General features: G+C 64.5%; 11 protein-coding genes and 1 tRNA gene. 8 read left to right on the top strand and 4 right to left on the bottom strand.

From position 1 onward, the window contains the following. Positions 1-173: 173 nt before the first annotated feature. The 3 genes from FJZ36_07435 to FJZ36_07425 all read right to left on the bottom strand — a co-directional run bounded on the left by FJZ36_07435 (position 174) and on the right by FJZ36_07425 (position 5,397). Positions 174-1,187 (bottom strand): hypothetical protein, encoded by a 1,014-nt coding sequence (locus FJZ36_07435; protein ID MBM3214729.1) that lies wholly within the window; start codon positions 1,185-1,187, stop codon positions 174-176. A 146-nt stretch (positions 1,188-1,333) separates the two neighbouring features. After that, complete coding sequence (locus FJZ36_07430; protein MBM3214728.1) at positions 1,334-4,309, bottom strand: hypothetical protein; 2,976 nt, start codon at positions 4,307-4,309, stop codon at positions 1,334-1,336. 401 nt (positions 4,310-4,710) lie between these two features. After that, positions 4,711-5,397 (bottom strand): ThuA domain-containing protein, encoded by a 687-nt coding sequence (locus FJZ36_07425; protein ID MBM3214727.1) that lies wholly within the window; start codon positions 5,395-5,397, stop codon positions 4,711-4,713. A gap of 467 nt (positions 5,398-5,864) precedes the next feature. Between FJZ36_07425 and FJZ36_07420 the strand changes: the two genes are divergently transcribed. From FJZ36_07420 to FJZ36_07385, 8 genes are all read left to right on the top strand, one after another. After that, positions 5,865-6,926 carry an aldo/keto reductase gene (locus FJZ36_07420; protein MBM3214726.1) on the top strand — a complete coding sequence of 354 codons (1,062 nt, stop codon included), beginning with the start codon at positions 5,865-5,867 and terminating at the stop codon, positions 6,924-6,926. Between the two features lie 5 nt (positions 6,927-6,931). After that, on the top strand, positions 6,932-7,666 hold the full coding sequence (locus tag FJZ36_07415; GenBank protein MBM3214725.1) for a chlorite dismutase family protein: 735 nt from the start codon (positions 6,932-6,934) through the stop codon (positions 7,664-7,666). Positions 7,667-8,210: 544 nt separating this feature from the next. Further along, positions 8,211-10,064 (top strand): glutamyl-tRNA reductase, encoded by a 1,854-nt coding sequence (locus FJZ36_07410; protein ID MBM3214724.1) that lies wholly within the window; start codon positions 8,211-8,213, stop codon positions 10,062-10,064. A gap of 174 nt (positions 10,065-10,238) precedes the next feature. Beyond that, entirely contained in the window at positions 10,239-10,895 is a 657-nt protein-coding gene (locus FJZ36_07405; GenBank protein MBM3214723.1) for an SGNH/GDSL hydrolase family protein, read from the top strand. 39 nt (positions 10,896-10,934) lie between these two features. Further along, positions 10,935-12,389 (top strand): hypothetical protein, encoded by a 1,455-nt coding sequence (locus tag FJZ36_07400; protein ID MBM3214722.1) that lies wholly within the window; start codon positions 10,935-10,937, stop codon positions 12,387-12,389. A gap of 27 nt (positions 12,390-12,416) precedes the next feature. Beyond that, entirely contained in the window at positions 12,417-12,953 is a 537-nt protein-coding gene (locus tag FJZ36_07395; protein ID MBM3214721.1) for a cyclic nucleotide-binding domain-containing protein, read from the top strand. Positions 12,954-13,070: 117 nt separating this feature from the next. Further along, positions 13,071-16,346 (top strand): PD-(D/E)XK nuclease family protein, encoded by a 3,276-nt coding sequence (locus FJZ36_07390; protein ID MBM3214720.1) that lies wholly within the window; start codon positions 13,071-13,073, stop codon positions 16,344-16,346. Further along, positions 16,343-19,669, top strand: a complete 3,327-nt coding sequence (locus tag FJZ36_07385; protein MBM3214719.1) for a hypothetical protein — start codon at positions 16,343-16,345, stop codon at positions 19,667-19,669. Before FJZ36_07390 ends, FJZ36_07385 begins: the two co-directional genes overlap by 4 nt. Before the next feature lie 37 nt (positions 19,670-19,706). On the opposite strand, the gene FJZ36_07380 is transcribed toward FJZ36_07385, so the two are convergent. Further along, a tRNA-Lys gene (locus tag FJZ36_07380) sits at positions 19,707-19,779 on the bottom strand. Positions 19,780-20,256 lie beyond the last annotated feature (477 nt).

Raw genomic sequence — 20,256 nt, 5'->3', positions numbered from 1 at the left:
CTGTGCCGCATCCGCAACCAGTGCTGTCCGGGCGCAATCCCGGACACAGCGCTCGCACCGACGATCGCCCTCGGGACACTCGTTCGTCGACGCTACTACCTTGAAAACAGCCGGACTAGCGGAGCCTGTGAAGGACTCCTACGTGAGGTGGGGCGCATCTCGAGCGACCGACGTCAGTTTCTCCAGGACCGCGTCGGATGGCATCCGGTGTTCGCGCATGTGCCAGCGGCGGAGTCCCATGTACCGCGTTGGAAGAGGAACTTCACCTCGACGGTAGCGCGCGCGTCCTTGGGAGCCACAGCCGCTTGATAGGAGTGCGTATGACCCTCGTGGCACACGACGCACTCGACCCTGTAATCTTCCGCGTGGGTCGTGTGCTTGCCGGTCGACGGCGGGTAGCCGTGGCAGGACTGGCAATCCCACTGCTCCAACTTCGCGTGGCATGCGGTCTCGCACGCGCCGGTGAAGCCATCCCACGATTTCCACTTCGCCCCTCCCCCGACCTCGATGATGCCCGCACGCTTGTCGGCATCGTGCTGGTTCCCGGCGTGGCAATCGCGGCAGGATAGGGGTCCTCCCTTCGTGAGCGCACCACGCGCCAGATGCTTTGCGTGCATGGGGCTGTCAGGCGGCGTCGCATGACAGGACGTGCAGGCATCAACCTTCCACGCGCGCGCCTCATGGCATCCGCCGTCGGTACATCCCGGCGTGGCGAAGACTTCGGGAACCGCATCGGAGCTGTTGAGCTCGGACGCTGCCTTCACGAAGCGAGCCCCTTGCGCGATCTGGAGCTCCAGCCCCCCGTTGCGGTGGATGTTCTTGGCGTGACACGTGTCGCATCCGAAGGACGACGTACCGACGTGGAACGCGTGCAGCCCCGAGTCCGGGTCGCCCGTTGACGACTGGCGACCGTGGCAAGAGTTGCACTGTGCCGCCTGCGTTCCATTGAATCCGTGGCACGAGACGCACTGATCGCCACCCAAGCCGCCGTGTCCCGCGACCAGTCGCGTCGTGTGACACGTTGTGCAGTCGAGCTTCTGCCAGCCGTGCGGATGGTTCGTGAGCTCGAGCTGTGGCGCACCGACGGCGAACGGCGGCGAGTCGGTCTTCGGCGGTTGCTGGTCAACAGGATCGAGCGCGTCCTGACACCCGAATACGCCGAGAAGGGTGGTTACGAATGCCGCCAAGAGGCGGGACCATCGGATCCACTGTCGCCTGCGCGAGCGGCCTGGGGCATTCGTCGTCATGTCGAACCTGTCGGTGGGGACCGGACACTAAGCAGCCGACACCCGCGAGGCGTTCTCGCGGGTGTCGGCTGGATTGAGGGATTCGGTTACTTCAGGATGACGAGCTTGCGTGTGGCTCCGAACGTCCCCGCCTGGATGCGGTAGAAGTAGGTGCCGCTGGCAACTCGCTCGCCGAGGTCGTTTCTGCCATCCCAGTAGGCAGCGCGATCACGCGTGCGATACGCGCCGCTGTCCAGTTGGCCCATGTCGATCCGCCGGACGACTTCGCCGGTCATCGACAGGATCTGGATCGAGACGTTGGAGCGTTCGATCAGGTCGAACGGGATCCAGGTCTCCGGGTTGAACGGGTTCGGATAGTTCTGCAGCAGCACCGGACGCCACGCGACGCTCGCCGGGTTGAACCGGGTCGCACCGATCGTCACGCCGAGCGACCGAGCCTTCGGGTTCGCCGCCTCGATGGACCGAAGGGCGATCGACTTCTCGACCGGCGCGCCCAACTCGCGGACGCGGAACGTGACGTAGGCGATCTCGTCGCCGCTGCCAGCCGGCACGGTCGATCCGAGCGCAACGGCAGTCATCCGCTCCAGCTTCCCGGCTGACTCGTCGACAACGGGCGAACCCCAGTAGACCGCGTTCGTATCGCGGGCGAGGTATTGCCCGTTGCCCATCGCCTCGAGGGTCAGCACGGACGGGTCGTAGTTGAGGGACAACGTGTAGCCCGCCAGCCGATCCGCCGCGGAGACCCGGACGGCAACGCGCACGAGCCCGCCGTCAGCCGACATCGGCAGACGCTGCAGGTCGAGCCACGCCGTCGCGCCAACGGCAGCGCCGGCAACGCCGGAGCCCGCTTCGATGGCGTTGGACACGCGCATGATGTCCTCGACGTCAACCTTGCCGTTCTGATCCACGTCCGGCGACACGCCATTCGGATAGATGCCCGCCACGGCTGGCGCGACCGTCTCTCCGAAGTGCTGAGCCACGAGGACCAGATCGACGACGTTGATGACGCCGTCGCCGTTGACATCCCAAGCCACCGACTTGCCCTTGGGCACGAGCGCCTTGCCGGTCAACTCGGTGTAGGTCGTGCGGAGCAGGTCCGCTGCGAACAGCGGGTTGTGGACGCCGTAGCTACCGTCGTTCACGACGACGGTGTAGTTGAAGTTCGCCGCCCGCTGAGCCTCGGTCGTGAGACTGAGGTCCGACGGAATCGCCACGTTGCCGTTAGCATCCTTCGGGAGCTCCTTCGCGACCAAGGCGAGTAAGCCTTTGATCTCGCTCTGGATACCCTCGACGGTGCCATCCGCGTCGAAGTCCTCGCGCGCCTTCCGGTCGAAGCCGGTCGCGGCGGTGACGTCCGAGTGGCACTTCTGGCACACGCCGATATGCTGGATGTCATCGTTCGCGTTGGCAGGCGTTCCGCCGTCCCACCTCATGTGGAGCGTGTGGCCGCCCACCTTGCGGTAGCCACGCTGGTTCGCCGGCAGCGTCGGGCTCAGGTGACACGTGATGCACGTGTCTGGCACCGCCGTCAGGTGCGACGTGCTGCGGAACGTCTTGCCGTACGTGACGACGCCCGTCGCGGCGAACATCTCCGCCTGCGGAGCGCCGTGCGTGCCACGGAACGACGTCTTGATGTATTGGCTGGGATCGGGACGCCTGCCGTTATGGCAGCTCATGCACAGCCCCGCTCTTCCAGCCTGAACGACCGTCCCGTTGGCGAGCGTCACATCACCTTCCTTGCGGAGGGCGAGGATGTCCGTGCCGTTTTCGCTCTCATGGCACGCCGCGCATGTGATTCCGAGCTTATCCGGCTGAGGCAGCGGATCCTGCGGAGGCGGCTCGCCGCGTCCCTGGATCTTCGCAAACCAAGTGCCGGAGTGGCACTGAACGCACGCCGGGGTCGTCGGCGCGGTGCCGAACGCTCCACTGGATGGGTCGAAGTCGTGCGGCGAGTCCTTCCAGGCTTCCGAGTACTCGGCGATCCTCGTCGAATCGTTCGGACGGTTGGCGACGAACGCGGCGCCGACGGCATCCGCGCCCGCAGGCTTCTTGCCCGTGAGCTGCTGGATCGTCGTCCGCAGGACGTTGACGGCGTACGCCGTGTTGTGTACGCCCTTGCTGCCGTCGTAGTTGACGAGCGTCCAGTTGTAGTTCGCCATCCGCTGCTCGACCGTCGTCTTGGTCAGGTCGCTCGGAATCGCGGGATGCGCGGGCTCAGCCCCATCGTTCGGCAGGAGCTTGGCGAGGATGTTCAGCAGCCCTCCGACTTCGGTCTGGACGCCCTCAACCTTGCCGTTCCCGTCGTAGTCGCCCTTCGCCGGGATGTTGAAGGTCGAAATACCCGGATGGCACCGCTGGCACGCCTTGAGGTGTTCGATGTCATCCCGCGGGTCCTCGGGCGTGTCGCCGTTCCATTTCATCCGGAAGGAGTGGCCAGCGATGCGGTTTTCGCCATATTCGCCCTTGTCGGGTCCGAGGTCCTTGTGGCAGGTCACGCATCCCTCGAAGGTCACGAGGGTGTGGACGGATGAGCCGATCTGCTTGCCATACGTGATGGCGCCCGTGCCGTTGAGCATCTCGGTCTGCGGGCCCTCGTGCGTCCCGCGGGCGCTCGTCTTGACGTATTCCTCCGGCACGCCGCGACGGGCGTTGTGACAGGTCATACACGCCGCCGACACGCCGCCGGAGACCTTGACGCCGTGTGGGAGTGCGACGTCGCCGGTGACCCGCAGCGCGAGCATGTTCTCGGGACTGTCGACATTGTGGCACGCTGGGCAGCCGACACCATACTCTGGAGGCTTGGCGAGCCGCTCCGCAGACAGCGTTCCCCCGCCCAAGTTCGCGACGATGAAGCCGTCCGTGGAGTGGCAGTTGACGCAGGTGGCTCGCGTCGTCTGAGTCCGCGCGCCGGGGTAGAAGTTGTGGGGCGATTCCGCCCACTGGATCGCTCGGTCTGAGCGAGGTTTCGTGAGATGCGTCGAGCCAAAGGCGATCGCGCCGCCAAGGGCGGCGACAGCAGCAATCGCCAGCGCTGTGCTCAGGATCGATGCGCGCTGTCTCATGCTAGCGTCCCCTTTCGTCGGGAGTGTTGGTCTCGTCAACGCTTTCAGGCGAAGCAGATCCCGCGGCGCTCGCCGCAGGGAAGCTCTGTCGCCTGCGTATCAGGTTCCATCGAGGCGTCCCGGGTGAACCACCAAGCGACCGACGTCGCCGTCGTGCGCGGCTATGCGACGTCCTCCCCGGACTCCGCTCCCATCGATCCTCCGAATGCCCTCGTGACAACGCACGCCCAACCGGTTCCACAGTCCCAATCCGTTGCCGAATCCCATCATCGTACGGCGTCATGACACCGTAGGGTTCCTAACGACACTAGTACAGCCAGGAATGGAATCGCCGCAAGCGTTGTAGCGTCGAAAAATGAGGACTGCGAAAGGCTTGTGCATTCTGCGGCAATAGCGGCGGGCTAATCCGCCACGTTGCCCGTGGCTGCCCATTCGCATCCCCGCAGGAGCGTTGTCTGGAACTGAGGGTCCTCGAGCGCGGTCATGTCGCCGCCTGCCCAGACGTGTCCCAGGATGTCGTGGAACACGCGCCCTTTGCCGTACGTCTTGACGACGAGCATCGGCTCGTTCTGCCCGGTCCCGCCGGTCGCCGGATCCGAGTAGGCGCTCGCCAGTACGTGGTACGGCGCGCCGTGCATGTGGACCAGCTTGTGGTAGAGCTCGTCGGGATGCGCCTTGAGGTCGGAAACCCCGCGCGTGACGGGATGGTTCTTGTCGAGGACCTTCACGTCGAACGAGTGGAACCGTCCGTGTCCCGTCCCCTCGCGCCAGCAGAGCGCGCACAGCTTTTCGAATTCGACCCACCCGGGGAACCCGTTGTTCGCCGCGTGCAGAATCGTCACGCCGGTTCCGCCGCGCACGGCGTCCAGGAAGTTCGCCTGGGCGGCTTCTGACCAGGCGGGCCCGAAGTAGTCGAGGAACAGGAGCTGGTACGTGGCGAGCTTCGCCTTGTCCTCTAGCACTTCCGTCGGGTTCGTCGTGACATCCACGGAGAAGCGCCCGCTGGCTTCCAGCACGTTCTTGCAGAACGGAGTCGATCGAGCCCAGTCGTGGTTGTTCGCGCCGGACAGGATCAGCGTGCGGATCATGGTCGGTTCCTTTCGGTAGGCGGATATGCGCGGCACTCGATGCCAGTATGACACCTATCCCAGATCGGCGGAACACCGCCGACTGTGGAGCAGGGCTGTTTCATGAGCACACCTTGCCTCGCGCTTCTGCACCCCAGGCAACCGGCTGATGCCCACGCGCTGCGGCATCCGTCGACGCGCTGACCCTCTATCGCCGTCACTCCCGCGAAAGCGGAACCCAGCACCTGGATTCCCGCTTCCTGACCCCGCGAAGGCGGGGCTCGCGAGAATGACAGGTAGTGTTGGACCTGCGCAGCAAGCGGCGAGACTCGTTCATGAAACAGCCCTGATGAGGCAATGCGCTCCCTTGCCGGGCTGGGGAGCTATGCTATAATCTGAACGAAATCGCCGGTGGTGACCGGCTCGAAGCGCGACACGACTGGTGACATGAGGCATCCGTCGGTGCGTCCACGGAGGTGACCGGGAGGATGAAGTATCGCACGTTCCCGAAGACGGACATCACCGTCTCGGAGGTTGGTTTCGGCGTATGGACACTCAGCGCGGGATGGTGGGGCGATTACACCGACGCCGAGGCGGTCTCATTCCTGAGACGCGCACACGACTTGGGCATCACCTACTTCGACACGGCAGATACCTATGGAAACGGGCGTGGTGAGACGCTCGTCGCGGGCGCATTCCGCGACTGCCGCGGCGAGGTGGTCATCGGGACGAAGTTCGGCTACGACTTCTACGGATACGGCGATGGGCCGCGAGGGCAGCGCGAACTGCCGCAGAACTGGCATCCAGACTACATGCGCTACGCGTGCGAACATAGTCTGAAGCGCCTGGAGACCGATGTGATCGACCTCTACCAGGTCCACAACCTGAAGATGGACTCCGTCCTCAACGACGACATCTACAGTACGTTGGACGACCTGGTAGCCGAGGGGAAAATCCGAGCCTACGGCGGCGCGTTGGGCCCCTCCAACGGGTGGCTCGTAGAGGGCAAGGCGGCGATGCGACGCCGCAATCTGACTTCGATGCAGCTCATCAACAATCTGTTCGAGCAGTATCCGGGGCGTGAACTCACCGAGACCGGGGCAGAGACTCAGACCGGCATTCTGGTTCGCGTGACGCATTCGTCGGGTCTGCTCGAGGGCAGGTACACACGCGACACGGTCTTTCCCAAGGGCGACCATCGACGCCATCGGCCCCGCTACTGGCTGGAGAACGGCCTGCGTAAGCTCGAGACCGTCGGCTTTCTCACTGAAGGACGCGCCGCGACCATCGGGCAGATGGCTCTCAAGTTCCTGCTTGCCCAGCCCATCGTCATGACGACACTTCCCAATATCTACACGCCCGAACAGCTCGACGAGTTCGCCGCCGCGCCGGAGTGTGACGATCTGACCCCGGAGGAGCTGGGTAGTCTCGACGCCCTCTACGCCGACAACTTCGGCGTAGAGGAGCCGGTGATGGATTTCAAGGGCGTGAGCGAAGACTCGCCCGAAGCGCAGGTGTTGCTTGGCGAGGCGTCGGGGGCTGGCACATGAGACCCATGGCAGAACGACCCGGTCGCCAAGAAGCCGCTGCTTCCGAGTCTCAACCTCGCCAGTTCGTGAACTTCGCCTTCTACCAAGTCGATCCTGCCTGGCGCCGACTCCCGAAGGAGGAACGCCAACGCGGGCTGGAGGAGTGGCAGGCGGTCTACCACGAGTTCTCCCAGCGCTTCCTGGTCTACCCCTACACGCTGTTCGGTCTGCGCGCCGACTGCGACTTCCTGCTGTGGCGGATCAGCTATCGGCTCGAGGACTTCACGGAGATGTCCACAGCCCTGGCGAAGACCGCCTTGGGAGCCTATGTAACGACGCGGCATTCCTACCTGTCGATGACGAAGCGGTCGGTCTACGTCGACCGTCACATCCACGCTGGGCAGGAAGGGAACCGGCTCGAGATCCACGTGACCGACGCCAAGTACCTCGTCGTCTACCCGTTCGTCAAGACGCGCGCGTGGTACCTGCTGACGCCACACGCTCGCCAGGGGATGATGAACGAGCACATCGAGATCGGCCACAAGTACCAGAGCGTCAAGCTGAACACGACCTACTCGTTCGGCTTGGACGACCAGGAGTTCGTCGTCGCGTTCGAGACGGACCACTTGGAGGACTTCCTCGACCTGGTTCAGGAGCTGCGCGGGTCCGAAGGGAGCCGGTACACGGAGCGCGATACGCCCATCTTCACATGCATCGCCGGTGAGATAGACTCGGTGCTCGACAGCCTGGGAGGCTCTTGATGGCGACGGCTTCGCTGAGCGAACGCGATGGATTGCTTCTGAATGCCCTCCAGGAAAGCTTCCCGCTCGTCGAACGACCGTTCTCGGCGATCGGGGCGCAGGTCGGGATAACCGAAGAAGAGGCGCTGGACCGAACGATTCAGCTCCGTCGTGAGCTGATTATCCGGCAGATCGGGGCGATCTTCGACACGCGGTCGCTCGGATACAAGAGCAGCCTCGTGGCGTTCAAAGCGCCGCCCGAGCGCCTCATGGACGCGGTTCGCATCATCAATCGGCATCCGGGCGTGAGCCACAACTACGAGCGGGATCACCCGTACAACCTGTGGTTCACAATCGCCGTGCCGCCGGGATACGAACCGGAGGACGACGTCCAGACCATCGCCGAGGAGTCGGGATGCACGTACCGGATGCTGCCGACCCTGGTTCTCTACAAGATCGGCGTGAAGCTCGACATGACCGGAACGATGGCGGCGACGGCGACCTCGAGCGACAAGGGGTTCCGACGCGACGTGAAACACCAGGCGAGTGAGCTCACTGCGCAGGAATGCGCGTTCGTCCGCGTCATGCAGCGCAACATGGAATACTGCACGACGCCGTTTGCGCAGCCTGCATCCGAGCTCGGCATGAGCCCATCCGAGCTGTTCGCGATGGCAGACGATCTCGCCGCGCGCAAGGTGATGCGGCGGTTCGCCGCGATCTTGCGCCACCAAGCGGCTGGCTACAATGTGAATGCGATGGGCGTGTGGGTGGTTCCTGCGGAGCAGTGCGAAGCAGCCGGAGAGATTATGGCTGGCTTTCGGAATGTCAGTCACTGCTACCGCCGCCCCACGTACGAGGATTGGCCCTACAGCGTCTTCTCGATGATCCATGCGCGGTCGCGAGAGGACTGCGAGGCAGTTGCGGCGGCGATCAGCGACAAGACCGGTATCACGGACTACGCGATGCTTTACAGCGTCCGGGAGTTCAAGAAGATACGGCTCCAGTACTTCACGGGCGCATACGAGACGTGGCTGCGACAGCACCGATCGGATGCCCAGTTGGAGGCGGCATCCGCCGACTGAACGCGCGCCAGGCGCTGGGCGCGACTGGGGCGGGTGGCTCCTCGGAGAGGTCCATACGCCGGACCGGGAGCAAAGACGTGCATTGTTATGTGCGCGGGATGAACCACAACACGGCACCCGTCGAGGTTCGGGAGCAGCTCGCGTTCCAGGTGGACGAGCTCGCCCGGATCTTCGACGCCTTCTCGGAAGGGGGCGTGCCGGAAGCCCTCGTTCTGACGACGTGCAACCGGACGGAGTTCTACATCGCCGGAGGCGATTCGCTGAGCCACTCGCCCGTCATGTCGAGGGTGCTCCAGCGCTTCGTGGACCCGGAGATCGTGAACGACGAGACGTACTGGTACGAACGTCGAGACGAGGATGCGATCGGTCACCTGTTCCGCGTTGCGAGCGGACTGGATTCGCTGGTGCTCGGCGAGCCCGAGATCCTCGGACAGGTGAAGCTGTCGTTCGACGTGGCTCGGCAGTGCGGAGCCGTCGGCGTGTTCATGAGCGAGGTGTTTCACCGCTGCATGCACGTCGTGAAGCGCGTTCGCACGGACACTGCCATCGGCGTCGGCTCCATCTCGTTGGCGTCGGCATCGTCCGATATGCTAGCTCGCGAGCTGGGCCCGCTCTCGTCAAAGCGCCTCGTGCTAATCGGGACCGGCGAGATCGCTCAGCAAGTCGTCACCTACCTCGGCAAGGCGTCGCCGCTCGAGTTGACGGTCGTCAGCCGTTCGCAGAGCCGTGCTGAACGGCTTGCCGGGGAACACGGCGCAACGCCCATGACCATGTCGGGGATCGAGTCCTTGCTCGCTCGCGCCGACGGTGTGGTCTGCGCAACGTCCTCGTCGGCTCCCGTAGTCGACGCTTCGATGCTCGCCCCGATCATGGCACAGAGGAACCACCCTGTCGTCCTCATCGACCTCGCCCATCCGCGGAACGTCGATCCCGACGTTCGCTCGCTCAGCGATGTGCGATTGTATGCGATGGACGACCTGCGGATCGTCGTGGATCAGAACCTGGACCGCCGCCGCGCGGAGCTCCCGCAGGCAGAGGCGATCATCGCTCGGGAAACGGCTCAACTCGCGACGTGGCATCGATCTCGACCGCTCATGCAGACCGTCAAGGACTTCCGAGCGCAGTTTGAGGAGATTCGTCAAGAGGAGCTCAAGCGGCTCCGGTCCAAACTGAGCGATCTCGAATGGGATGCTGCCGACGAAGCGTCGCGCCGGATTGTCGCGAAACTGCTCCATCGGCCCACGCTCGCCCTGAAGGCGATGGACCCCAATGATCCCCAGGACCGCGAGAAGCTCGAGCTTCTCGCGGCGGTGTTCGGCCTGTCGTGCCACACCTAGTCCGCTTTCCGTCGCGTCCCGTCGGGCGCTACCGCGTCTTGACGTCCCCAGCAACTAGTCGTATCGTGCACGCGGGCAGCAAACCGGCGAAGGCGCGACGTTGTGTCGCGCGTCATCGTCTGGCTCCAACGGCAACGGTGCCGGGGCGCCACGAGCGGCAATGGACGAGGTGACATGAATCCCGATCCATCACGAGGCTTGATCCTGCAGCATGGCGAGACCGTCGTCTTCATGGGAGACAGCATCACCGACGCAGGATGGCGCGGCGACAGCGCGCGCAGCCTCGGCGGCGGATACGTGGCGCAGATCGCCGACCTGCTCGCTGTTCTCCACCCGGAGCGTTCGGTACGCATCGTGAACCACGGGAACAGCGGCGATCGCGCCATCGAGCTCGACAAGCGCTGGGATGAGGACGTCATCGCGCTATATCCCGACTGGATTTCGGTCTCGATAGGGATCAACGACGTGTGGCGGCGCTTTGCCGGGCTGGTCGAGCACGCGGTCGCCATTGAGGACTATCGCCGGCTCTATCGCGGGCTGCTTGAGCGGACTCGCGCCCGGACGAAGGCGAAGCTGATTCTGATGGAGACATCGGTCATCGGCGAAGACCTCGAGAACGACACCAACCGCTATCTCGAAATGTACAATCAAGCGATCCACGAATTCGCCGAGGAGTTCGACGCGATCATCGTGCCGATCCGGAACGCATTCCGTACGGCGATCGCAGGCCGGCCCGGGTTCGCGTGGACCGGAGATGGCGTGCATCCCTTGCCGCCCGGACATATGCTGATGGCGGTTGCATGGCTTCGGGCGGTTGGCGCGCTTGCGTAGGCGCGAGCCCCGTATCGACTGCAGATCCTGAGGATAGCCATGAACGACGAGAATGCCTCGGCACCCGTTGCAGCGGCTCCCGAGCGGCCGAAACCTGCCGTCGCGCCCGGCGGACCGGAGACTCGGATCCCGCCGATCACGCGAGCTCTGACGCCCGTGCTCGGTCAGGACCGAGCCATCGTGGTCGACGCGATCATCGAGGCGCTCTGGCCCTTCGGTCGACTGCTGGGGCTCATCGTGATGGCAGTCGTCATCGCCGCCATCGGCTGCTACATATTCGAGTCACGGCGCACGATGGCATTGGACGACGGGAACATCGTCGGCACGACTTCTGCGAAGCGCTACACCGACGCGTCGGGAGAGGTAGTGCTCGAGAAGGGTCAAGACATCGATGAGTCGGCGCTCGAGCGGCTCAAGGTTGCCGGGTACGAGTCGATCCGTGTCATCGACCACGGCATGTATGCGAACGTCAACGACGCCGTGTGGTGGGGCTTCGTGACGATGACGACCGTCGGATACGGCGACAAGTATCCGCGCACCCGAGGCGGCCGTACGGTGGCTGTTCTCCTGATGTTCAGCGGCATCGTCCTGATCTCGTCCTTCACAGCGACGGCATCATCCGTGCTTGTCGCGCGGCGGATCCAGGAACAGCAGCGCGAGCGCGAGCTCGAGTGGCAGGACCACATTGTCTTCTGCGGATGGAACGAGATGGCACCGCGGATCCTGGGAGCCATCGACTCCCGCTCCCAGACGAGGCGACAGGTGGTCATCATCAATGAGAAGACCGAGGAGTCGATGGAGCTACAGCTCCGCGGTTACGGGAACCTGGAGCTGAGGTTCGTTCGCGGCAACATCGGCCGCGAGGAGGACCTGAACCGTGCTGCCGTCCGACGCGCGCGCCAAGTCATCATCGTGCCCGACGCGTCCGACGGCACTCCACCCGATGATAGCAAGACCATCGACGCGACCGTGATCATCAAGGATATGGCTCCCGTAGTGAAGGTTTACGCCCACGTGATGGAAGCCGAGCGGGTTCCCAACCTTCGTCGCGCCATGGTCGATGACGTGGTCGTGACCAACGAATACATCTCCGAGCTGCTTGCTGCCCACGTCACGGCTCCCGGCGTTCCTCAGGCCCTACGGGCGTTGATCGCGCTTGACGGATCAGCGGAGTTCGTGGTCATCGCCGTCCCGAGCCAAATCGTCGGGCGGACTACGGAGGACTTGGTCGCCCACGTCCGGACGGAGCATCGGGGCGTCTTGCTCGCGATCGTGGCTGAGGAAGCGGGCTTTGGGCTCGATACGGCAATGCGCGGCGGCGATCCGTATATCATCGAGGTCATCCAAGAAGCGATTGCCGACGCCGGCATCACGACCCAGACCCAGGGGTCTAAGACGACCGTGACCGTGAACCCTCCGTACGACCGCGTCGTTCGCGAAGGCGATATGGCTCTCATCGTACGTTCGAAGGCGTCGACCAGCGCAACCGCGTGATGTGCCTGCGGCATCGGAGCGAGTGACATGGCGGAAGTATCTCTTACCGATCTTCAGCGGTTCCAGCAGGGCCAGCCCGTGGGCATTTTCGCCGGTCTGGCAGATCACCAGTTGACGTCGATCGGTGAGATCGTGCATCGACAGCGCTTCGGTGACGGCGACGTGATTATCAGCGACGGCGATGAAGGCGACACGATGTTCCTCCTACTCGCCGGGAAGGCGCGCGTCACCAAGAAGGTGTTCATCAAGAGCGCGCGCAAGGTCGGCGAAGGCGAGAAAGAGATCATCCTCCTGCCCGCTGAGTGGAATCCCTACTTCGGCGAACTGGCTCTGTTCGATCCTCGCAGCCTTCGTACCGCGACCGTCGCGGCGGTCGGGACTTCGGAATGCGGCGTCATCTACAATCGCGATTTCATCGCGCTGGCTGACGCGGACCATGACCTCGGATACCTGGTTCTCAAGAACGTGTTGCAGAAGCAGGTCGGGATCATCCGCAAGGCGAATGAGAACATCCTGAACCTCATTACAGCTCTCAGCTTCGCGCTTTCCGCCTCGGCACAGTAGGCTGATCCTCGCAGCCCTGCCGCCTTCCCACACACGCCTTGACATGCGCGAGGCGACGACGCACAAGCGTGGAGTCCGCCTGCGCCGCGCGTCCATGACCGCCAGCGGAGCCCGACGGTGACTCTATCGCTCCTGGCAGGAAGCACCGCCGCCTCGCGGCAATCCCTGCTCTTCTCAGCCCTCGAGCGTGCCGTGGAACCCGAATCCCGCGTCCTGGACGCGCTGATCCTCGTTCCCGACTCTCGCGCCCGCGCCTGCGCCGAGGCGGCGCTCACCGAGAGGTTCGGAGCCCGATGCTGGCTTCCGTCTGTCGAGACATTCGCCTCGCTGTGCGGGAGACACCGGCATAGGGTCTTGCGCGGGAGAACGGTCCTGACCGAGCTCGAGCGCGTGGCGTACGTCCAGGGGTTGCTCGCTTCGGAGCCTTGGCTGGGTCGCACGCGACCGACGCGCAGCTTGGCGCGTCGGGTCGTCAACGCGCTGGATGCGTTCGCTGCATTGCGCCGTGATCGGTCCGCCGACATCGAGCCCGAGTTGGTTGCCTTCGCTCTGGGACGGGCGCGTGTCCGCGCAGGTGTCGAACGCTTCGCAGATCGATATGCTCGTGCTCTCGCTCGGAGCGGTCGGATCGATGGGACCGACGCGGCGTGGGAGCTCGTCTCGTGGTGGCACGAACACGGGTATGGAGAGCCCGGCTCGCTGTTGACGCTCGACGGGTTCTCGGAACTGACGCCACTGATGCGCGCGGCGTTCGGAGCCCTTGTGGGTTCGTTCCGCGAAGTGGCGGTGACTCTGGCGGCTCCTACCGACGGACCGGATGCGATCGAATCCGAGCCGGGCTACATGGCGCTCTCGCCCCTCCTGAGCTACTTGCGGGCGTTCCCGCACCGGATGGTGACGGCGCCGGACGAATCCGCGTCGGGCCCAAGACGTGCGGCGGCTTCCTTGTTTCACGTTTCGCCAGCGCCGGTAGACGCCAACCAGGGTGGCGAACCATCCATCACCATCGCAAGACGGCTCAACCGGCGGAGCGAGGCGAGGACAGTCGCCCGATGGATTCGCTCGCAAGTCGCAGCCGCCGCGTCGGAACCTGATCCAGGGGAGTTCGTCGTTGCGGTCCCCGCGATCGCCGACTACCGCGAACTGCTGATCGAGGCGTTCGAAGAATACGGCATCCTATTGTCTCTTCCATCGCGGACGCCGCTTCGGGAGTTCGCGTTTGTCCGGCGCGTCCAAAGAGCCCTGGCGCACGTTGCCGGGCCCGCGCGTGGCTGGAATGTCCGTGAGATCGAAGGGCTCCTCGGCGGAGCCGCGCGCCTGCCCGAACCGCCGGACATGCGCGAGCGAGTGGCGCGTCTGTGCGGCTGGGAGCCGTCGGACCCTCGGCGTGATGCGCTGCCGAGGCTCATCGCCGTGGCGCGGAGATACGGGTTTGACGAGCCGTTCTCGGAAGGGGAATGGTACGCCCGGCTGGAAGCCTGGATAGATCTCGACGCCGCCTCTCGCGCCGAGGGTCCGATGCCAAGCGAGAGGGACCGCGAGCTGAACAGGCGTCAGGAACTGGAAGACCTGGCATACGCGGTCTGCCAGATCGGGGACTTCATTCAGCGAGGGATTTCGGTCGCGAGTGCGGGTTCCCCCGATGCGTTCTTAGCGAGATTCGTCGGCTGGCTTGCGGACTACCACCTTGGACCAGCGGACTGGAGCCACGCCGCCGACGCGGACCCCGAGGAGCACGATGCGTGGAGCCGAGTCGACCGCGTATGCCGACAGACGCTAGAGGGCTTCGCGGCAAGCGCTGGGACGGAACCGGTTCCCGCGAGCCTGTGGGCGGAGGGGCTCATCCAAGCCATCGGTGAGGAACCGTCGGTCGAGTGGACCGCGCACCACGCGGGCGTGCCGGTCATCCACGTCGCCCAGGCGGGACGACAACGGTCCAGGCACCTGTTCGTCCTGGGACTCGCTGAGACTGCGGAACTCGATGCCTGTATGGAACCGCCCGTGACGGCGAGCTCGGACGGCTCGGAGCGCTTCCACTTCCGCGAAGCGATCGCGAACGCCGACCGCGTCTGCTTGCTCTATCCAGAACGCGACGGAGAGCATCATCTCGCGGGGCATCCCTTCATCGAGGATGTACGGTCGGTTCTGGGTGTAGAAACCGGTGCGCCTGTGGGCGTCGTACCCAGCGAGGGCGAGAACGCTCCGCCGCTGTGCGTCCGTGAGGCGCTGGCGCACATGGGTGCAGACGACGACGCATCGGGCGCCGAAGACCTGTGCCTGCCGTGGGAGAACGTCGCGGCGATGCTCGATATGGAACGCTCGCGGTTGGACATGTCCCGGTGGGGTCCGTACGACGGGTACCTCGAAGCGACCCCAACGGTTCGCCAACTGCTCCGCGAACACTCGCGCCGACCGTACAGCGTGTCGCGGATCGAGTCGTACGTGAACTGCCCCATGCGGACGTTCTTCGACCGCGTGCTCAGGCTGCGCGCGCCGGAGGAGCGCGGCGACGGAGTGGACGCGTTGACCCTCGGCGCGGCGATCCACGCGGTCTTGTCGGAGTTCTATCGAGGGGTTCCCTTGGACTTCCGCGATGATGGTTTCCGGGTCGCCGCCCGGAACCGGATGCGAGAGATCGCCGGGCGAGTGTTCCAGCGCTACGACGGTGCGTATCCGGGGGTGTATTGGGAAGAAGCGAAGCGGGAGCTATTGCGCGGTCTGCAAGACGAAAGCGAAGGCGCTGGGCGATTGGCGCGGTTCATCGAGTTCGAGGCATCCAACGAACGCCTGCTACGGACGGATCAGACGGTCCGGGCGCGGCATATCGAGCTAGGTTTCGGGGCGAGTCGCGATGATGCCGGATCCGCGCCGCCGCTGCGAGTCCCTCGCGAGGGCGATGAGCCGATCCTGGTCATCGGCAGGATCGATCGAGTCGACGTGGATCCTGCGACCGGTGCGTTCGCCGTCTACGACTACAAGACCGGCGCGCCGCCGAGCTCGGCGGAGCTGCTGAAAGGCTGGTCGTTTCAACTCCCCGTTTACCTTCTCGCTCTCGAGGGATACAGGGATTGCGTCAAGCCGATCGGAGCGGCGCTCTACGAAGTCAGCCGAACACAGTGCAGGACAATCGACTTGCCGGTCGCCACACGGCGCGACGGAACGTGGCTGAATGGACTGCGCGCCGAGATCGAGGACCGTGTCTGCGAGATCGATGACCATGTGCGCAACGGTCGGTTCCACCTGACGACTCGATCCGAAGTCGAAGCGGGCTGCCGCCATTGCCCCTTCCAAGATATCTGCCGGATCGGATCGACTCCTCGGATCGCTTACACGACTCAGCCGCACTTCGTCCCGGTTCCGCTCAACGCCGGCAGCAGGAACACCGACGCATGAACGACTTCCGGGTCACACCCGAACAACAGGCGGCAATCCACTGCGCAAAGAACGTCGCCATCACGGCGGGAGCCGGCACCGGCAAGACCGAAGTGATGATCCGGCGGATTATTAACGCCCTCGAAGATGCAGAGCGGATCGACGAACTGCTCGTGGTGACGTTCACGGAGAAGGCGGCGGCTGAGATCCGTGAGCGCGCCTACCGCGCGATTCTGCGCCGCATCGCTGAGACATCTGGTGACCGGCGCGCTCGATTCCTGCGCATGCGCGACACGTTTGCCAAGAACCGGATGTCTACGATGCACGCATTTTTCGCGCAGATCGTCCGCGCCTTCACAGACGATTCAGACGGGGCGCGACCCGACTACGGCATCCTGGATGCCTCGGAGAAGTCCATCCTCCTGTGGGAAATCGTCGCTGCGCGCCTCGACGAGATCGCAACGGGCCCTGACAGCCCTCCGAAGCAGGACCTGCGGGTCTGGATCCGCGCTGGCACGTCGCGTGAAGGCGTCGCCGTGGGGGTCTGCGAACTGATCGAGCAGCGGACCATGACGCTCCCGTGGCTACGTCGGGCGGCTGCGGCGGAACCGGAGATGTGGCTCAGAGCAGTACGAGAACGCGCCCTCGACCTGACGCGCGCGCAAGGCGAGGCGTTCTTGACACGTCCTGACATCGCCTCGCTGTTGGGCGCAATCGCCTCATACGCCCCCAGGAGCCCCAACGCCGTCGATAGGCTGACGGAACTGCAGGCACTGGTCGTTCGGGCAATGACCACCCGGTCTCTCCACGAGCTCCACGCCAGCCTGGTAACCACGCAAGGGGCCCGATCCACCACGACGCTGGGGAACCAGAAGACGTGGGAGCCTGCCACGCTCGCCGCTTTGCGCAGCGACTTGGGCGAGATCGCGGCTGCCGTGGCTGCGACGCCGGAGCTCGGGTTCGTCTGGGACGAGGATACGGAGGAACTCGCGGCTGCGCTGAGTGGCTCGATCGCGCGGCTCGCCTTGGCGTGTCTCGCCACGTATGAAGAGGAGAAGACGTCGCGCAACGTCCTCGACTACGCCGATCTGGAGCTCCGCGCGGAGGCTCTTCTGAATCGAACCGACGTGATGACAGCGCTGCGGGAGCGATTCCGGTCGATCTCGATCGACGAGTTTCAGGACACGAGTCTGCGTCATTGGGCGCTGTTCCGATCGCTGGCGTCGGGGGTCGACGGTTCCCTGGTGCCTGGTAAGCTGTTCATCGTCGGAGACGAGAAGCAGGCGATCTACAGCTTCCGAGGCGGCAACGCGGAGGTCTGCCAGCAGGCTCGCGACGAGATCGGTCGCTCTCTCGTGTTCACGGGCAACTTCAGGTCGAAGGCGAACCTCGTTCTCTTCACCAATCGGTTCTTCTCGCGTCTGTTGGTCGGCGGTTCGCCGTACGAAGCCACTGCCCAAGACCTACACCTCGCCGACGAACCTGGACCGCCCCAGGACAGCCGCCCCGATGCCGGAAGCGTGCGCCATCTTGTCGTTGTCGGCGACCATGGGCTCGCCGACACGCTGGCGACGGAGGCGCATGCGCTGGCAGCGTTCCTTCGAGACCTCATGGACGAGGTCTACGAGGACGAGTACCCGGGAATCGCCTCCCGGATGCGGGCAGGCGAACGCACTGTCGGGATGCTCTTCCGGCGTGCGAGTCATCAAGCCGTCTATGAACAGGCGCTTCGGGAGCACGGCGTGCCGTTCAGCACGGCGAAGGGGAGCGGCTTCTTCAGCCGCGGCGAGATCCTCGATCTACGCAACGCGCTGCGAGCGATCGCCCGTGGTCACGATGACATCGCGCTGATGGGTCTGCTGCGGTCGCCTCTGATCGGGTGCAGCGACGCCGGCCTGTTGCTCCTCGCAGCCAGGCGCATGCGCGACATGTCGGTCGCGATGGCGCTCGATGGGTCGGAGTCGGTAGACGGGTTCATCGAATGTGGGATGTCTGCGACCGATGCGGCGGCGCTCATCAAGGCGAAGCATCTGTTGGTGCGATGGCGGAAATGCGCACAGAGCGAGAACACTGCGCGACTTCTGTCGCGGGTTCTGAGGGAATCTGGCGCGTATGCGCCGCTGGCGATGGGAACCGACGGTCGGCAGCGCATCGCCAATGTAGAGAAGTTCGTCGACTTCGCGCAGTCCTTCGATGCGCGGCATGGAACCACGCTGACGGACTTCATCTCGGAAGTCGACAAGAAGGCGGAGCGAGACGAGGAGACAGACGCCGACGTTCCGGACACGGGAGCCGTGCAGCTACTGACTGCGCATCGAGCCAAAGGGCTCCAGTGGCCCATCGTGATCGTGCCGGATACCAACTGGGCCCCCAGTCGCGGCATCGAATCGAGGGGCCCGGACGGGCTCGGCATGTCACGCGTCGGGATGGCGACGGTGAGCGGGCGTACCGGGCCCGCCACCGAGATCGTCGTGAAGCCTCGGGCGCGGTCCGGCGCGGATGCTATCCCGTTCATGTGGCAGGTCGCCGAGCTCGAGGCGAGGCAGCGGAACGCGGCGGAGCTCAAACGGCTCCTCTACGTTGCCTTCACCCGAGCCGAGTCCCATCTGATCTTCTGCACGCCCGATGGAAATCCCGCACGCGGCAGTTGGGCGGCGATGATCGACGAGGTTCTCACGGACTCAGAAGTGACGCAAGGATCCCACGCCTTCTTCCGACGGCTCGAGATCGCTCAGCGTCCGGTTCCGAGGGCGAAACCCACACCGGTTCGGCGCAGCGGACTCGATCTCAGCCGTATTCCGCCAATCGTCTGGCAGCAGGAGCGGACAGGGCTTGAGCTCGTTGAATCCCTCGAGGCGGTTCTGGCGGATGTTGGAAGGCAGTTGCTCGCGGCTTGCTTGCGCGAGGGAATCGAGCCCGATGCTATTGCCAGACATGCCAGGCACTGGCTGACGCGGAGCGAGGCGTCCCTCGATGCCGTCACCGTATATGGGCTCGTGTCAGCGGTATCGCATGCCCGCTCGTGGTTCGTCGAGCGATTCGGACCTCTCGAGCACGTCCGTTGGCTACCTGCGTTCAGCAACGGCGGTCGGTACGACCAAGCGCTGGCGCTCGTGCGTCGGGAGTCTTCGCGTTGGACGCTGGTTGACGTGCTCTTCCGGTGGACCCGGCTCGGAGGCGCTGCTCCGGACCCGGTCGCTGAGGTTCGACGACGGGACCTCTTGCGCGTGGCACGAGAAGTCATGGGCGACGCAGAGGCGACGACAGCGGTATTCGATCGCCACGGGATCGCGGCGCTTGCCGACGGCGACGAGCCTGCCGGTCGCCAACTGGCGTTCTTCTGAGCCCCAGACGACCGTCGGCACGGATCGGAGGATAAAGTGGTGCGCCGTGGTGGAGTCGAACCACCAACCGCCTGATTAAGAGTCAGATGCTCTGCCAGTTGAGCCCGCGCCGTTACTGATTCTTGCCGCTAGCTCGCGCCGACCTTCCCTGAAGTTTCCCTGAGAACCGCGTTGCGGCGGCGATAGTGTCACGGTTCGCCCGTTCTCGCAACGGGGGTGCAGCGCGTCGCAGATGACCGTCGGAATGGCACGCACGCATCACCGTCTTGGACCGCGTTGACGCCCTCTGGCTGTCGTGGTAGTAGCGCAGTTGCGGAGACCTGGAAGGAGGGCGAGATGAGAGCCGTTGGACGATTCAGGCAGTTCCTCAGACGCGTTTGGGATTGGATGACGACCCCTTCGGTGGCGCTTGGTGCCGTTGGACGGTTCTTCAGACGGTTCTTCTGGGCGACGAGGCCGCTCCGACTCGCGCTTGTCATCTACGCGCTGCTAATGGTCTTGAACATCCTGTATCCGCCATCAGGACGGGTGCATACGGAGAAAGCGCACCAACTGCTGACTACTCGTAGCATCCGATATCCGGTGTG

The sequence above is a fragment of the Candidatus Poribacteria bacterium genome (genome assembly GCA_016866785.1).
GTDB lineage: Bacteria > Poribacteria > WGA-4E.
The sequence above is the reverse complement of the archived record's forward strand: the minus strand, read 5'-3'. Positions and strand labels throughout refer to the sequence as shown.

What these genes read in the sequence shown, in the direction of transcription:
- FJZ36_07430 (MBM3214728.1), bottom strand. Translation starts at nt 4,309, where the DNA reads ATGAGACAGCGCGCATCGATCCTGAGCACAGCGCTGGCGATTGCTGCT.
- FJZ36_07425 (MBM3214727.1), bottom strand. Translation starts at nt 5,397, where the DNA reads ATGATCCGCACGCTGATCCTGTCCGGCGCGAACAACCACGACTGGGCT.
- FJZ36_07420 (MBM3214726.1), top strand. Translation starts at nt 5,865, where the DNA reads ATGAAGTATCGCACGTTCCCGAAGACGGACATCACCGTCTCGGAGGTT.
- FJZ36_07415 (MBM3214725.1), top strand. Translation starts at nt 6,932, where the DNA reads ATGGCAGAACGACCCGGTCGCCAAGAAGCCGCTGCTTCCGAGTCTCAA.
- FJZ36_07410 (MBM3214724.1), top strand. Translation starts at nt 8,211, where the DNA reads ATGCGCGTTCGTCCGCGTCATGCAGCGCAACATGGAATACTGCACGAC.
- FJZ36_07405 (MBM3214723.1), top strand. Translation starts at nt 10,239, where the DNA reads ATGAATCCCGATCCATCACGAGGCTTGATCCTGCAGCATGGCGAGACC.
- FJZ36_07400 (MBM3214722.1), top strand. Translation starts at nt 10,935, where the DNA reads ATGAACGACGAGAATGCCTCGGCACCCGTTGCAGCGGCTCCCGAGCGG.
- FJZ36_07395 (MBM3214721.1), top strand. Translation starts at nt 12,417, where the DNA reads ATGGCGGAAGTATCTCTTACCGATCTTCAGCGGTTCCAGCAGGGCCAG.
- FJZ36_07385 (MBM3214719.1), top strand. Translation starts at nt 16,343, where the DNA reads ATGAACGACTTCCGGGTCACACCCGAACAACAGGCGGCAATCCACTGC.